The organism is Amycolatopsis taiwanensis DSM 45107, assembly GCF_000519205.1.
In the GTDB taxonomy this organism is placed as follows: Bacteria; Actinomycetota; Actinomycetes; order Mycobacteriales; family Pseudonocardiaceae; genus Amycolatopsis_E; species Amycolatopsis_E taiwanensis.
This window is the reverse complement of sequence record NZ_JAFB01000010.1, coordinates 227,908-242,695: the sequence shown is the minus strand read 5'-3', so window position 1 is coordinate 242,695 and position 14,788 is coordinate 227,908. Positions and strand designations below refer to the sequence as shown.

The window sequence follows — 14,788 nt, the reverse complement described above, 5'->3', positions numbered from 1 at the left end:
CGCGCTCAGCTCGCCTGGTCGTATTCGGACACGCGCCACCCGGCGTCGGTGCGAGACACCGTGATGGACAGCTTCGGCCCGTTCGTGGGAATCACGACCTGCACCGAGCTGGTGTAGGAGGAGACCACGACCGGATCACCGGTCACCGCGGTGGCCGGGACGTTCGCCGGATCCACAGTGGACATCTTCGAGGCGAGGTACTCCTCGGTGGTGTAAGGACGCAAGCCGTCGAGCCACTGCGCCGGGGTGAGCCCGGCCGAGTGGTTCACCCACGCCCGCGCCCACAAGTTGGCCACGTTCAACGCCTCCGGGTTGGGCGCCGCTGAGCTGGGCCGGACCAGCGGGGCGGTCAGTCGCGTCGAAAACGGCAGTGTCGTCGAGTCCGGAGCCGGCTGCGACGAGCTCGAAGCACCCTGTGCGCCCGCGGGCGCCGGTGCGTCGCCACCGCGATGACCGAGCAGCTTCGGCACCGCGATGCCGATCGCGATGACCAACGCCGCGACGACGACGACCGTGCCCGTGAGATGGCGGGGCGAGCGCAGCGGAAATCCCCAAAGTCTGCGGTAAACGGCGGCTCGCCCACGGTTCGTCCGAATCGGCACCGGCTCACCTGCTCTTCCGCAAGCCGCGGGCGACCCCGCTCACGGCAGTTCCTTCGCGAGTTTGCGCGCCACTGTGTCCTGTGGGGGCTCGGCCCCCACACCCCGACTGGGGGCAAGCCCCCAGACCCCCTTGTCTTGTGGGGGCCCGGCCCCCACGCCCCGACTGGGGGCAAGCCCCCCAGACCCCCTGATCGTGTCGACGGGGCGCTCCATCCAAGATCCAGTCAGGCCCTCCACACGGGCGCCCCGCCGCCCCGATGGCGCGACAAAGGCGCGCGCGTGGTGCTCACCTTGATTGCCGCGCCTTGACACCGGGCTACTCATGCTCGGACATCCCCGTCACCTCATCAAATCGTCCGTGTCACGCAGTTCGATTCCCCGGGAAGGCCGGTACAGCACGAAGACGGGCCTCCCGGCGACCACTTCCTGCTCCACCCGCCGCGGCTGGGGTGCGGCCTGCGCGCGCGCTCCCGAACTCGAGATGCGCGATGGTACGACCACCGGATCCGGCTCGTCCCAACCACGGTCGAACACCGGCGACGTGTCCACCCGCCGGCTTTGTGGTTGCGGCGGAACCCACATCGCGTCCGCCCGCCGGGTCGATCCGGGCGGGGCTGAATACACGTACGCATCGGGCTGCCCGTCCATCGGCGAATAGCCGGAAAGCGCTCCGGAAACGTCACCACCGGCGGGAAGCGCTCGCCGGGAAGGGCCGCCCCGCAGGGCCGGTCCCCCACCCGGCCACGGCGCGCCGGACCAGGCCGCGGCCGGACGAGCGGCCATGGAACCGGCGCCGTCGAGCCGTTGCGCGCTGGCGAAGATCGTCGCTTCCGGACGGAACCGCCCGCCGCCGGAAAGCGCGGGCCGCTCGCCGTCGCCGTCCTCGGAGTCACGCACGTTCTGCCAGAACTCGTCCTGCGGCGTCGGTCCGGGCTTGCGCCGAAACCGCGAGAAGAGCCCACCGCTGGGTGCGGGAATCGACGTGCCGACCATGCCCACCGACATCTCCACCATCTGCCACAGCCGCCGGACCGGCCGTCCCACCAGGAACAGCAGCACGGTGACCAGCCCCGCCAGCACCATCTGGGTCAGTATGGTCAGCGAACTGCCCGCGGCGAAGATCGCCTGCAGCAACAGGGCATGGACGCCGGCCAGCACGGACAGCACCAGCAGGTTGAACCCGACCCCGCCGATCACCTTCGCCACCCGGCGCAGGATGTCGTTGTGCACCAACGCGACCAGGCCGATCAGCGGCGCGGTCAGCGCGAAGAGCCGGATGAGTACCTGTGCCAGGAGCACGGAAGCCTTGGCCAGTAACTGGAACAGCGCATACACCAGGCTTTGCGCCAAGGCCAGGAAGCCGGCGCCGGTCCGGCTACCGTCCTCACCGGTGAAGTACCCGCTCACCGGCCCCAACTGGGTCGAGATGTTCTTGTACGCCGCCTTCTTCCCGTCCACAACGGACTGGTTGGCGTCGTCGCCGTTGCGCAGCTGTGTCCAGGTGAAGGCCTGGGCGTCCAGCAAGGGGCGGCCGAACTGCTGGGCCTGCGTCGCGTCCGGCGAGCCGAACTCGCCACGCAGCCAGTTGTCGTAAACCACATGGGTATGCAGGTCGGTCGGCAGGATCTCACGCACAATCCGGTTCGCCGAGTCGTCGACGAATCCAGCCTGCATGTTCGTGGTGGTCTGGACGATCGTCCGGTCGATCGGATCGAAATACCGCAACATCGCCAGTGAGGACGCGGCCAGCCACATCGCAGCGAGCGCGTACAGGCCGCGTTTACTGACCGAGGACAGGTCGCCACGCCAGATGTTCCGGAACATCATGATCGCCAGCAGCAGCGCGGCCAGCCCGAACAACTGGGCGTAGATGTTGTTGTAGACCTTCTCCGCGCCGGACTTCACGGCGTTGTAGATCGGGTTCAGCAACCCGCCTTCCATCACCGTGTAGTGCAGCGAGTTCGTCGCGCCCACAATGTTTTTCGCGACGTTGAACAGCTGGTTGCCGGCCCAGGTGTCGATGGTCGAGTTCGGGCTGGCGATCCCCGACAACGGCCCGCAGTCGGTCTGGTAGGTGTCCCAGACCATGCCGGCGTAGCTGTAATCGAGGTAGGCGCTGCCGTCCTCACCGTGGGTCGCCGGCGGATCTATGGCGCCGACCATGCCCGCGCCGGGGCGCTCCGGGTTGGGCGCTTCGCCGCACGCCGCGGCGGACGCGGACGGCGCGAACGCCACGGCCTGCAGGCCGAACAGCAGGGCCGCCGCGATCAGCGCGGGTAACCTGCTCGGTCTTTTACGGCCATGGGGCCGGCGCCCGGGACGCGATCGCGCCGCGGACACCCGGTCACCACGCCGGTCTCCCCACTTGTCGCCGGGCACCCGGTCGTCAGGCCGGCGGGACCTGAGGCCGGGGGCAACCTTGTCGCTCGTCCGCATGGCCGGACGAAGACGTTTGCCGAGCGCGTGCCAACCCGCCGCGACGGCGAGCACGGTTGCCAGAGTCAACACGGTGCTCATGGCGCATCCCAGCCGCCGCGCTTGCCTGCCGTGACGTGCTCCTGCTCCGCGAGGAGCTGCTCCTCGGTGAGGCCGACCTCCTGCTCGGCCGCCAGCTCCAGATCGGCTTCGAACTCTTCGTCTTCAGGCGCGGGCACCGGCGCGGGCACCTCGCTTTCGGGTTCGGGTGGCCGGCCGCGGTCGGCGGGCGATGCGTCCTTGGCGCCCGGCGTGGTGTCCATGACCGCGCGCAGGTGCTCGAGATGCGGGCCGGAAAAGTCGACCCGGATGCGTTCCACGCCACCGGCGCCGTCGCCGAAGATGAACTGGCGTGGCTCCCGGTCCCGCTCTATACCCCGATGCGCGCCGGGCCGGCGGCCCAGGGCGGACACGACCTGCTCGTAGCCCACGCCTACCGGCACCTTCAACAGCCGCAGCGCGTCCGCCTGCGCCTCTTCGTCGTCGAGCCGGCCCACGAAAACCGAATCCAGCAGCGCCACGAAACCCTGGATCCGCAGAAAGTCCGCGGGAATCTGCGAGGACAGCAGCACCCGCACATTCCATTTACGCGAGTCACGCGCGAACCGGTTCATCAGTACCCGGCCCGTCGGCACCTCGGAGAGGAAGAACGCCTCGTCGATCCACACGCCCTTGCGCTGGTCCTTGGGCTTCTCGTAGACCGAACGCTGGGTCAGCCAAGCGGCCAGGTTGAGCATCTCCACGCCGAGCGCCTCGGCGTCGGTCCAGTGCTCGCGGCCGACCCCGTCCTTGGGCAGGGTCAGGCCCGCCATGGTCAGCACGGTCAACCGGTCGTCCCGGGTTTCGGCGTAGGGGTCGGCGTCGGTTTCCGGGATGAGCAGCGACATCCGTTCGCGCATCTCGTCCAGGAAGTCGGCGACCACGACCGCGTGCTCGTGATGCTCACTGGAATCCCGGCGCAGCGCGTCGATGACCTGGCCGGGGTCGGCGTCGTAGCGGCCACCGACGGCACGGACCGCGCGCAGCAGCACGATGCGGCTCTGTGGCATGCGGGCCACTTCGAAGGGCAGGACCCCGGTCAGCACGTCGAGCACGAGCCGCCGCCGGGTCGCACCGGCCAACGCCCGTTCCCGGCGCCAGGCGCGCTCCGGGTCGTCCTCGTCCATGAAGTGCTCGAGCATGGGCTCGGCCACCACCCGATACGGGTTGAGGATGCCGGGCTGGGCGTTGAGCAGGTTGATCGGGCGCGCGTACGGCCGGATCTCGGGCAGGTCGCACAGTCTGGACAGCGGGCCGGACGGGTCCAGCAGCGTCCAGTGCGCGCCGGCGCGCAGCGTCTTGTAGACGATCCCGCCGCCCAAGAACGATTTCCCGCCACCCAGGCCGGCGACCATCGCGGTCAGGCCCGAACCATCGCGGATCTCCTGGGCCATCCACGGGTCCCAGGCGACCGGGCGCCGGGTCGCCGTGCAGGTCTCGCCGAGCAGGATGCCGCGGCGGTCGCCGACTTCCGCGGTCGCCGTCGGCACCGCGGCGGCGGCCCAGACCACCGACCCCCGCCGCATGTAGGCGGAGGAGGCCAGCGGTTCACCCGGAATGAACTCGCGCGCCAGCGCGTACTGCGCCTCGGGATGTTCGATGGCGATCTTCGGCTTGTACAGGTCCAGCAACTGCTGGGCCAGCCGCAAGGCTTCCCGGTCGGTCGCGCCGGAAACCGCCAGGCGCCACCAGGATCGCACCCGGGTGGCCAGCGCGGTGAACCCGGAGGTCATCTCGTCGTCGATCTCGAGCACGCGGGAAGCCTGCCGGGAAAGCGACTGCGGCGGCTCGAGTTCGTGCTCGTCGGTGTAGTGCTTGACCTGTGAGCGCACCTTGTTCATCTGGCGCGACAGCTCGCCCGCCACCTCCTCCGGCCGGCGCACGTAGATCCGCGCCGACCACTCCACGGGGGCCGGCAGGCGGTCCGCGTGCTGCACCCACGGATCGTCGACCTCGGGGATCTGCAACCCGTGCATCTGCCCGACGGTGAGCACCACCAGGCGCCGCGCGATCCCGGCGTTGGAGCCGGTGCGACCGCGCACGGTCAGCGTGGGCGCGTAGGGCTCGGCGTAGAAGTCGGCGGCGTCGGTGAAGCTGGCCAGGTCCTCGGGTTCCCAGGCCGCGCCGGGTACCGCGGGCAGGTTCCGCGGGGCGGGCAGGCCGAGCGAGCACGAGCGGTGCATCAGCCAGGACATCTCCTCGGCGTGCACCGGCCGTCCCTCCAGCCCGGACGAGCCGATGACCTGGTCCAGATGGTCGACCTCGGAATCCAGCGCGGTCAGCTCGGCGTCCACCGCCTCCGGGAGGATCCGGCGCAGCAGCGGCGCGGCGCTTTCCACCGCGCGGTCGACCATGCGGCGGGTCTGGACCTGAACGCCGAGGTAGACCTCCTTCTCGGCCATCGAGCGGCCCATCAGCTGCTGTTGCTCGCCGATGAGGTAGTCGTCGAAGGACAGCGCACCCGGCACGTCCTGGGGCCGGCCCAGCGCGTTGTGCACGTGCGCCTCGGCCCACATCCGGATCGGATACGGCCGGGCCGTCACCCGCAGGTGCAACCAGCGGCCCTGCAACTCGGCGTACTGGCCCGCGATCGCCGCGATCAGCTCCCGGCGCTGCGAGTCCGAGCGAAACGACCAGCGCTGGGGGGCCAGCCGGTACCAGGCGTAGACCTCATGGCCGGTGCGCACCAGGTGCCCGTCGATGCTGCGGAGCGCGATCGAGGGGGTGTAGTTGGGGATGGCCTGCTCTCCGGGCAACCGCCGGTTGGCCGTCGTCGGTTTCGCCGGCCCGCCCCGGCCGGCCGGGGTGCCCGCCTGGCTGTGCCACTGGCCGGCCCCCCGTGCGTCTTTCCTCCGGCGTGCGCCACGACCGAACAACGGCTACCTCCTGACCGGCGCCGGGGAATGGCGCAAGAGCTGTTGCCTTTTGTGCTTGGGCAGGGGTCGGTGCGCGGTCACCCGGATCTTGGTGGCGCTGGCCGCGCCGCCGCCCCCTCGCGTTCGCTCCCTTGGCGTGTGCAACTCACGTAGCCACATGGCGAACACCGCGCCCAGCGGGCGCTCGTGGTTGATCTTGGCGGTGATCAACCGGGTGATCAAGATCGTTGCGACGAAGGCCCACGCCGTGGAAAAGAACCCGAACGGGATGCGCAGCTGCCGCTCGACGGCCAGCACCACCACGAAGACCGCGATACCCACGCCCCAGGCGACGTAGCGGGCCCGCCATGGGAAGGTCGCCTTGGGTGGTCCCAACCAGACCGCGTCGACGCGGTAGACCTCGTCATCGGTTCGAATCCGCACGCGCGTCCCCCGCGCTCAACCGGTGAACAGGCCGGCGATCCACTGGCCGACGTTCACGCCCAGTCCGCTCACGGCAAGGCCGATGATCGCCAGGGCGATCACCACCCCGGCCAGGCGGCGCATGACACCGGCGTTGTCGCCCTTGCCGCCGCCCAGCCAGAGCAGCAGCAACGCGACGGCCAGCAGTACCAGCGGGATAATGTTGTCGAGTATCCAGTTCTGGACGCCTCTGGTCTTGAGCTCGCCTTCGGCGGCCACTTGGACGACAGTCATCAGGGTCATCGCGTACTCCTGGGTGCGAGGAGTGTGTCGGGTGAGCCCGGCGGGCTCACGGTGGGCGGAGATTGTCCGGTCTGGTCTAGATCATCATGGCGTCACGTGTCGTAACGGTCAAAGTGCTCTCCGTTTGAGGGCAGTCCATTCACACCAGGCACAGTACGGTCAGTCTCGCTGAGTTTGGTCGCCCTCCATCATCGTTGCAACGCCGCCCGGGATTAACCCCGACCACCCGTATTTCGTAGTTCGAGTGCGAACTCACCCTCCGACGAGTCCTCAGCTCACTCTGGGTTTGTGAACAGGTCGCTGGATCGCAATGCCGACAGTGTGTCATGCCCCGTTCGATGGCATGTGCCATACCCGGCTGTCACCGGTCCCCACGGTCGGTGGATCACCCGGCCCCGCAGGCCGCCGATTCTGGTACCGCTTTCCGCTCCCGCGATGATCACGCTGAGTCGCGGAATTTCCGTGGTTCATGCCAGCGTGTGATTGGTGGCGGTGGGATCTCCTCCCCTGAACGCGCACAGCATCAAACCCGTGGTGCCGCGAAGAGATCGGGTGGGTAGGCGCCCGCCGCGATCGCCGTGCGACTCAGTTCCCGGCACAGCTCGGCCAGCCGGGCGGACCGCTCGGCGCCCAGCACCAGCCAAGGGCCGACCGCGGCGGCGTTGGTCTGATCCTCTATCCGGGCCCTGAGCTCGACGCCTCGATCGGTAAGCGCTTCCCCTTCGAGGATCCCCTCCGCCTGCAGTCGAGCGACCGCACCGGCCCACTGTTCGTCGGACCAGCCGCGCAGCGACTTCGCGAACACCGGCCGGAAGGACTTGCCGGTGGCCACGTGGGTGACCAACGCGGGCAGCCCGCCCAGGCCGTTCGCGACCAGCGCGGCGATGTGCCCGTCGCCGCGGAACTCGCGCAACAGGGTGATCGCGTGCCAGAGCACGGCATGCGGTTCGGCCGGCCAGTCGAGCTCGGCGTTCCCGGCGTAGAGCGGGCGGCCTTCCGCGGTACACCCTTCGGTGGCCGCCCGGGCCAGTTCGGCGGCTTCGGCCAGTTCCGGCGAGGACACCGCTTCTCCGAGCAGGCGCCGCATGACCACGTCGACCGCGTCGGCCCGTGCGGCCAGCACCTGCTCCGGCTTCGCCAGGCTCCAGGCGCGCGGAATGTGGCGCGCGATCACCTCGGGGTTGAAGTTGTAGAACGTCGCGGCCACGACGCCGGGTCCGACCGCCCCCAGCGGAGCCGACCGGCTGGCGAAATACCCCATCCGCCCCGGCCGCAGCCCGGCCGCGGTGAACCGCTCCTCCGCCTCGGGCGCGAAGTAGAGCAGGCTGTGCAGCGAGTCGGTGGCCCGATGGCACCGGTAGGCGAGCGCGCGGGCTTCGTCGTGATCCACACCCACGACGCTAGCGCGAACACCGCGTCCGGGTGAAGATCCGCCGGCCCGGACCCCACTCGCGAGTGGAGGCGGACGAGTTGGCGTATAAGCCGGATCCTGTACCCCGGCGCTCATCGCACCGGGGTGGCGGCCATCCATCTAGACCTGCCGTCGCCGGCAGGTTCGAGCGGTCTACCCGCAGGCATCGGGCGGGCCGCCCTCGAACGCCTGCACAGACACCCTTCACGGGCGTCCTCTTGACCTTGCTCCGGGTGGGGTTTACCGAGCCATCCCGGTCACCCGGGATGCTGGTGGTCTCTTACACCACCGTTTCACCCTTACCCCGTGCCACGCCCGCCGGTACCGGAGGCACCAGCACGCCTGGACCGGGGCGGTCTGTTTTCTGTGGCACTGTCCCGCGGGTCGCCCCGGGTTGCCGTTAGCAACCACCCTGCCCTGTGGAGTCCGGACTTTCCTCGAGGACTTCTCCCCGCGGCCGCCCGGCCAACTCGTCCGCCTCCCCAGGATAGTCCGCACTCCCGACATACCCGGCGCCACCTGGGCGAGCCCAGCCAGGTACTGGAGGAAGGTGGATTTGCTACGGATAGTCCGTAGCAAATCCACCTTCCTCCACAACGCGGGCGGACTCAGCTGAGGTGGGAGACGTCGTTGACGAGGCGGACCAAGGCGTTGCCGTCGGGGTAGAACTCGACGATCGACAGCGAGGCCAGGTCGAGGTGCATCCGGAACAGCAACGACGGGCCCGCATCCAGGCCTAACCGCAGGAGCGACTTGATGGGCGTGACATGGCTGACCACGACGATGGTCCGGCCGGCATGCGCGGCCACGAGGTCGGCGCGGACCCCGCGGACCCGGTCGTACACGACGTCGAAGCTTTCCCCGCCCGGTGCCGCCACCGAGGTGTCGCGGATCCACCGGGCGTGCAGTTCGGGATCCTGGCGGGCCGCGTCGGCGAAGGTCAGCCCTTCCCACGCACCGAAGTCCGTCTCCAGCAGTCCCTGATGGGTCTCGACCCGCCCGCCGATCGCGTCGGCGATCTCCTGCGCCGTCTGCCTCGCCCTGGTCAGTGGCGAGGAGACGATCGGCGCGACCTCCCCACCGGCCGCCAGGCCCGGCAGCGCGGCGAGACGTTTGGCGAGGGCGGCTGCCTGTTCCCGGCCGTGCTCGGTCAGCGCCACGTCGCCCCGCCCGGAGTAGCGCCGGTCGATGGAAAGCTCGGTCTGGCCGTGCCGGACCAGCAGCATCCTGGTCGGCCGCCCCTGGGCGCCGCTCCACCGGGTCGCCGACGCGGTGGCGCCGGGCGCACCCTGAGCCGGTGCCGGTCGGGCCTTCGCACCAGCCGGATTGGTGGCCTTGCCCGCCTGCGTGTCCATCGCCTCATTGGCGAGGCGGTCGGCATGCGCGTTCTGCGCCCGGGGAATCCACTCGTAGCGCACCCGCTCGAACCGCGCGGCGAGATCGCGCGCCTGCAAGGCGAGCGGCTGCAGCGCCGCATGCTTGATCTTCCAGCGGCCGGACATCTGCTCGACGACCAGCTTCGAGTCCATCCGGACGTCCACAGTGGACGCGCCGAGCTCGGCGGCCGCACGCAGGCCGGCGATCAGGCCGGTGTACTCGGCGACGTTGTTGGTGGCGATCCCGAGCCCATCCTGGCTTTCCGCCAGCACCGCCCCGGTTTCGGCGTCCTTGACCACCGCACCGTACCCGGCCGGCCCGGGGTTCCCGCGCGACCCGCCGTCGGCCTCGACGATCACGCGCCGCGGCGCATCCGAGCGGGTCACAGGCCGGACTCCAGGGTCCGCACCAGGATGGCGCCGCAGTTGTCGCACCGCACAACCTCGTCTTCCGGCGCCGCCTTGATCTCGGCGACCGTGCTGCGGTCCAGTTCCAGCTGGCAGGCACCGCACCGGCGGGCCTTCATCAGCGCCGCGCCGATCCCCTTCTGCTCCCGCACCCGTTCGTAGAGGCGCAGCAGGTCGTCGCCGAACTTGGGCAGCAGCTTGGCCCGGTCCTCGGCTCGGCGGGCCTGGGTCGTGTCGAGGTCGGCGAGGGCCTCGTCCCGGCGACGTTTCGCGTCCGCCAGCGACTCCTCGGCCTTGTCCACCTCGGCGCCGGTGTGCCGCGCGTCCATCTCCAGGGCCTCACGGCGTTCCATCAACTCGAGCAGGTCGTCTTCCAGCGCCGTCTGCCGCCGGCTCAACGTGTCCAGCTCGTGCTGGATGTCGGTCATCTGCTTGGCCGCCACGGAACCGGACTCCATCAGCTTCCTGTCCCGGTCGCCGCGGGCATGGACCGACTCGACCTCCTTCTCCTGCCGCGTGATCTCGCGGTCGAGGTCGGAGGCGGCGGTCTGGGTCGAGACCAGCGCGTCGCGCCGTTCCCGCAGGGTCTTCTCGGCGTCGCCGATCTCGGCCAGCTCGGGCAGCGTGCGGCGGCGGTGCTCGACGCGCGACAACTCGGCGTCCACCTTCGCGAGCTCGAGCAGCTGACGCTGGACGGCGGGTTCTGCCTTCACCGGTCATTCTCCCTTGACGCTGAGTCGCTTTTGCCCACTCCCGGTCTTCGCCCCGGCACGTACCGTCCAGGGATCGGTGGGGCGTGTGGACACGTGAACCTCGACGTTACCCGCAAAGGCCGCACGGAGAACCGCCGAGGCTTGCTCGCACCAGGGCCACTCGCTGGCCCAGTGCGTGACACCGACGAGCGCGGGCCCGCCCGCCTCGAGATGCTCGCCGGCCGGATGGTGGCGCAGGTCGGCCGTTACGTACGCGTCGACTCCGGCGACACGTACGGCGTCGAGGTAGGAGTCGCCCGCCCCACCTGACACCGCCACTGTCCTAATGAGACGGTCGGGGTCTCCGGCGCCGACCACACCCGGCTCCGTTTCCGGCAGTGCGTCCGCCACCCGATGGACGAATGCGGCGAACGGCTCCGGCTCGGGCAGTTCGCCGATGCGGCCGATGCCGGTCGCGCCGTCGGGGTGGGGGGCGAGCGGCCGCAGTACGCGCAGCCCGATCGCTTCGGCGAGCGCGTCCGAAACGCCGGGGCTCGCCGCGTCGGCGTTGGTGTGTGCGCAGTACAGCGCGATGCCGCCGCGGATCAGGCGGTGGACCAGGCGCCCCTTGGCGGTGTCCGCAGCGACGCCATGCACACCGCGCAGCAGCAGCGGATGGTGCGCGACAATTAGCTGGGCGCCGAGCGCGAAGGCCTCGTCCACAGTGGCCGTGACGGGGTCGACGCAGATCAGGACGCGGTCTACCTCCTCGGCGGGATCACCACAGACCAGTCCGACGGCGTCCCAGCTCTCCGCCAGCTCGGGCGGGTAGGCGGCTTCCAGACTGCTGATCATCTCGGCAAGGGTGGGCATACCCGGATCTTCGCATCTCATCTCCGGCGGCACGCGGGTTCACCCGGCATGAACGACCGGGGCCAAGAGGCGGTCGAGGAACTCTTCCACCGCGCTCTCGGCCGTGGCCAGCGCCTTGGTGCGGTCCTCGGCGTGGGCGACCATCATGGACAGCTCGTTGAGTGCGGCGAGCACGATGCGCGCGAACGCGTCGACATGGTGTGGCTCGATCCCGCCGTCGTGGGCAGCGTCGGCCAACAGCCCCCTGATTGTTCCCAGCGGGCCTTGTTCGTCCAGCGCGCGCCACCGCTGCCAACCCAGCACGGCGGGCGCGTCGATGAGCACGATCTGCCGAACAGCGGGATCACCCGCGAGCCGGATCCAGGCCAGGCAACCGACGCGCAAGGCCGCGAGCGAATCGGGCGCGGCACGCATCTCTTCTGCCGCAGGCCGGCTGGCTCGAGCGCTTGCGTCCTTCACCACGGCCAGGAACAGCGCTTCCTTGTTCTTGAAGTGGTGGTAGAGGGACCCGCGGCTCGCGCCGGACTCGGCCAGCACCGCGTCGATGGAAGTGCGGTCGTAGCCGCGGGAGGCAAAGAGGCGGCTGGCGATCTCGATCAGCTGCGCCCGGGTCGTCTTGCCTCGTTCCACGTTCTTGTTCATCGCCGTCCCGGAGATCATTGACAGACCGACTGTCGGTCTGTAAAAGTTAGACCGACAGTCGGTCTTTGGCCTGCAGATTACACCTGACCTCGACAGGGGAAGCTGATGCCTGCCACGACGCAACATCTCGACCTCCACCGCCGTGAGATCGATACTCCCTCCGGGCCGGCCAGTTGCCTCGACACGGGCGGCCCTGGCAGGCCGGCGGTGTTCGTCCACGGACTACTGACCAGCAGTTATCTGTGGCGCAACGTGCTCGACCGGCTTCCCGAGCGCCGCTGTGTGGCCATCGACCTTCCGCTCCACGGCCAGACCCCCGCCGCTGACAGGCGGGACTTCTCCCTGCCGAGCTTGGCTCGCTTCGTCGCCGACTGCTGCGACGCGCTCGGCCTCACCGACATCGATCTGGTCGCGAACGACACCGGCGGCGCCATCGCCCAGGTGTTCGCGGCCGGTGACCCCGACCGGCTCCACACCCTCACCCTGACCAACTGCGAGGCACACGACAACGTGCCACCCCGAGGGTCGAGACTGGCGTACTGGCTCGCTCGGGCCGACCAAGCCACCCGCCTCGACTTCATCGCCCGCCTCGGACCGAGGCGGGTGCAGACGCCGGCAGCCCGCAGACGCATGTACCGGTCCGGCTACCAGGATCCCGCCGGCCTGCCCGACGACATTGCCCGCGCCTGGCTCGAACCGCTGTTCGCCGACCGAGAGCGGACCCGCCGGAACCTACGCATGTTCACTTCCATCCGTGCCCGCGACCTACTCGCCGTGGAGCCCGCTCTGACCCGGCTGGAGGTTCCCACCCTCATCGTGTGGGGCACGGGCGACAAGTTCTTCTCCCGAAACTGGGCCTACTGGCTGCGCGACACCATCCCCGGCGCCACCGAGGTCGTCGAACTCGACGGGGCACGGCTGTTCTTTCCCGACGAGCGGGCCGGCGAACTCACCACCGCGCTACTCCGCCACTGGGATGCCCATCCCTAGGACGAGCGATAGCCGGGCAACTGGTTGAGGAGCTTGGCGACGTACCGGGGCGGCCGCGGCGGTCTTCGGTGCGGGGCTATCTGTAGCAAATCCACCTTGCTCCACCATGCGCGGCACCGAGAACTCTCCTTCCGTGATGCCGAGTGCTCCGCGCCGGGCGCAAGGCCGTTCGGTGGTGGCCTCCGTGCATGGCTACGGTGGTCATGTTTCTGGCTTCCGTGTTGGTTGGGTGAACGCCAGGGCACCGAGGAGAACCAAAATGTGCATCCACCTCTGTTTCGTCTGTTCGGGCAATATCTGCCGGTCACCGATGGCGGCGCTGGTGTTCCGCGAGCACCTGCGGCGTGCGGGGCTGGCCGGGCAGGTCCGGGTGACCAGCGCGGGCACCGGCCCGTGGCACGTCGGCGAACCGGCAGATTCCCGGGCGCGGGCCACGCTCGCCGCGCACGGGTATGGCGGGGAGCATGTCGCCGCCCAGGTCGACAGCGACCATCTCACGGCTGACCTGTTGCTCGCCGCCGACTCCGGGCACCTGCGCAGCCTGCTGCACAAGGTGGACGACCCCGAGCGCGTCCGGCTGCTGCGCGAGTTCGACCCGGCGGCGGGGCCGGGCGCCGAGGTGCCCGATCCCTACTACGGCGGTGATGGGGGTTTCGACGAGGTTCTCGCCATGATCGAGCGCACCATGCCCGGCCTGCTCGACTGGGTCCGCGAGCGGTTGTGAACGCACGAGAGGCCATCGAGCGGCTGCACGGTGGCCGGGTCGCCCGGGTAAGCCCGCGCGGCGGATCGATCTCGGTGGCTTCACTGGAAGGTGGCGAGGCCGTCGTCGCCAAACGCGGCGTGGGTCCTGGCGCAACCGCGGCCGAGGCAGCCGGGCTGCGCTGGCTCGGCGAGCACGGCGACGTGCCGGTTCCCACCGTGTACGGCCACGACGACGAATGGATCGTCCTGGAGTACATCCCGCCCGGCGCCCCCTCGAAGCAAGCCGCCGAGGAACTCGGCCGCGGGCTGGCGAAGGTGCATCTGCGCGGCGCACCGGCGTTCGGCAGCCCACCACCTGGCGGCCCGGCCGGTGCGTGGATGGGCGTCGCGCCGATGCGCAACGAGTCCCATCCGGACTGGCCCTCGTTCTACGCTCGGCAGCGCATCGAGCCGTATGTCCGCATGTGCGTGGACCAGGGACTCTTCACCGCGGGCCAGGTCGCGATCTTCGACCGGGTGTGTGAGCGGCTCCCCGGACTGGCCGGCCCGCCGGAGCCACCCGCCCGGCTACACGGCGACGCCTGGAACGGGAACGTGCACTGGTCGGACCGTCAGGCCTGGCTCATCGACCCGGCGGCGCACGGCGGGCACCGCGAGGGTGACCTCGCCATGCTGCAACTGTTCGGGGCTCCCCTGCTCGACCGGTTTCTCGGCGCCTACGCCGAGAGCGCCGAAAGGCCGCTGGCGGACGGCTGGCGCGACCGTGTGGAGCTGCACCAGTTGTTCCCGCTGCTGATGCACGCCGCCGTGTTCGGGGGCGGCTACGCAGGACAGGCCCTGAGCGCCGCACGAAAGGTGTTGCGCCTAACGTAGAGGTCGTGCACGGCCGGGCAACAGGACAATCTCGAGGTGACCGGTGAGCGCGCGACGCGAGCTCACCGGTACGAGGCGTGCCGTCGAGAGCGAGGACCAGCCGGCGGCCGCTCCTGAGCAC

Annotated in this window: 13 protein-coding genes and 1 other RNA gene; 3 read left to right on the top strand and 11 right to left on the bottom strand. The window is 69.9% G+C overall.

The window, feature by feature from the left end; all coding sequences use genetic code 11:
* Positions 1-5 precede the first annotated feature (5 nt).
* From A3CU_RS0110605 to A3CU_RS0110560, 11 genes are all read right to left on the bottom strand, one after another.
* The gene (locus A3CU_RS0110605) at positions 6-602 is read right to left on the bottom strand and encodes a hypothetical protein (protein ID WP_027942262.1); all 597 of its coding nucleotides are present in this window, start codon (positions 600-602) and stop codon (positions 6-8) included.
* Positions 603-941: 339 nt separating this feature from the next.
* Positions 942-3,119, bottom strand: coding sequence for a hypothetical protein (locus tag A3CU_RS0110600; protein ID WP_027942261.1), 2,178 nt, complete (start codon positions 3,117-3,119; stop codon positions 942-944).
* Complete coding sequence (locus A3CU_RS44335; protein ID WP_052371623.1) at positions 3,116-5,992, bottom strand: ATP-binding protein; 2,877 nt, start codon at positions 5,990-5,992, stop codon at positions 3,116-3,118. Before A3CU_RS44335 ends, A3CU_RS0110600 begins: the two co-directional genes overlap by 4 nt.
* A gap of 3 nt (positions 5,993-5,995) precedes the next feature.
* Positions 5,996-6,415 carry a hypothetical protein gene (locus A3CU_RS44330; protein ID WP_052371622.1) on the bottom strand — a complete coding sequence of 140 codons (420 nt, stop codon included), beginning with the start codon at positions 6,413-6,415 and terminating at the stop codon, positions 5,996-5,998.
* A 15-nt stretch (positions 6,416-6,430) separates the two neighbouring features.
* Positions 6,431-6,697 (bottom strand): hypothetical protein, encoded by a 267-nt coding sequence (locus tag A3CU_RS0110585; protein ID WP_027942260.1) that lies wholly within the window; start codon positions 6,695-6,697, stop codon positions 6,431-6,433.
* 523 nt (positions 6,698-7,220) lie between these two features.
* Positions 7,221-8,087, bottom strand: a complete 867-nt coding sequence (locus A3CU_RS0110580; protein ID WP_027942259.1) for an SCO6745 family protein — start codon at positions 8,085-8,087, stop codon at positions 7,221-7,223.
* A 72-nt stretch (positions 8,088-8,159) separates the two neighbouring features.
* Positions 8,160-8,581, bottom strand: an RNA gene (gene rnpB / locus A3CU_RS49715) — RNase P RNA component class A.
* A gap of 135 nt (positions 8,582-8,716) precedes the next feature.
* Positions 8,717-9,844, bottom strand: a complete 1,128-nt coding sequence (locus A3CU_RS0110575; RefSeq protein ID WP_027942258.1) for a bifunctional RNase H/acid phosphatase — start codon at positions 9,842-9,844, stop codon at positions 8,717-8,719.
* A 23-nt stretch (positions 9,845-9,867) separates the two neighbouring features.
* Positions 9,868-10,605, bottom strand: a complete 738-nt coding sequence (locus tag A3CU_RS0110570; protein WP_027942257.1) for a zinc ribbon domain-containing protein — start codon at positions 10,603-10,605, stop codon at positions 9,868-9,870.
* Between the two features lie 3 nt (positions 10,606-10,608).
* On the bottom strand, positions 10,609-11,457 hold the full coding sequence (locus A3CU_RS44325; RefSeq protein WP_052371621.1) for a Nif3-like dinuclear metal center hexameric protein: 849 nt from the start codon (positions 11,455-11,457) through the stop codon (positions 10,609-10,611).
* Between the two features lie 39 nt (positions 11,458-11,496).
* Complete coding sequence (locus tag A3CU_RS0110560; protein WP_245616981.1) at positions 11,497-12,117, bottom strand: TetR/AcrR family transcriptional regulator; 621 nt, start codon at positions 12,115-12,117, stop codon at positions 11,497-11,499.
* Positions 12,118-12,204: 87 nt separating this feature from the next.
* Here A3CU_RS0110560 and A3CU_RS0110555 point away from each other — a divergent pair, with 87 nt between their 5' ends.
* The 3 genes from A3CU_RS0110555 to A3CU_RS44320 all read left to right on the top strand — a co-directional run bounded on the left by A3CU_RS0110555 (position 12,205) and on the right by A3CU_RS44320 (position 14,667).
* On the top strand, positions 12,205-13,089 hold the full coding sequence (locus A3CU_RS0110555) for an alpha/beta fold hydrolase (RefSeq protein ID WP_027942255.1): 885 nt from the start codon (positions 12,205-12,207) through the stop codon (positions 13,087-13,089).
* Between the two features lie 259 nt (positions 13,090-13,348).
* Positions 13,349-13,813, top strand: a complete 465-nt coding sequence (locus A3CU_RS0110550; RefSeq protein WP_043840878.1) for a low molecular weight protein-tyrosine-phosphatase — start codon at positions 13,349-13,351, stop codon at positions 13,811-13,813.
* Entirely contained in the window at positions 13,810-14,667 is an 858-nt protein-coding gene (locus tag A3CU_RS44320) for a fructosamine kinase family protein (protein ID WP_043840877.1), read from the top strand. Before A3CU_RS0110550 ends, A3CU_RS44320 begins: the two co-directional genes overlap by 4 nt.
* The last annotated feature ends 121 nt before the right edge of the window (positions 14,668-14,788 follow it).

Bases quoted from the DNA above. Each gene is read 5' to 3' on its own strand.
- A3CU_RS0110600 (WP_027942261.1), bottom strand. From the start codon at position 3,119: ATGAGCACCGTGTTGACTCTGGCAACCGTGCTCGCCGTCGCGGCGGGT.
- A3CU_RS0110585 (WP_027942260.1), bottom strand. From the start codon at position 6,697: ATGACCCTGATGACTGTCGTCCAAGTGGCCGCCGAAGGCGAGCTCAAG.
- A3CU_RS44325 (WP_052371621.1), bottom strand. From the start codon at position 11,457: ATGCCCACCCTTGCCGAGATGATCAGCAGTCTGGAAGCCGCCTACCCG.
- A3CU_RS0110560 (WP_245616981.1), bottom strand. From the start codon at position 12,117: ATGATCTCCGGGACGGCGATGAACAAGAACGTGGAACGAGGCAAGACG.
- A3CU_RS0110555 (WP_027942255.1), top strand. From the start codon at position 12,205: ATGCCTGCCACGACGCAACATCTCGACCTCCACCGCCGTGAGATCGAT.
- A3CU_RS0110550 (WP_043840878.1), top strand. From the start codon at position 13,349: ATGTGCATCCACCTCTGTTTCGTCTGTTCGGGCAATATCTGCCGGTCA.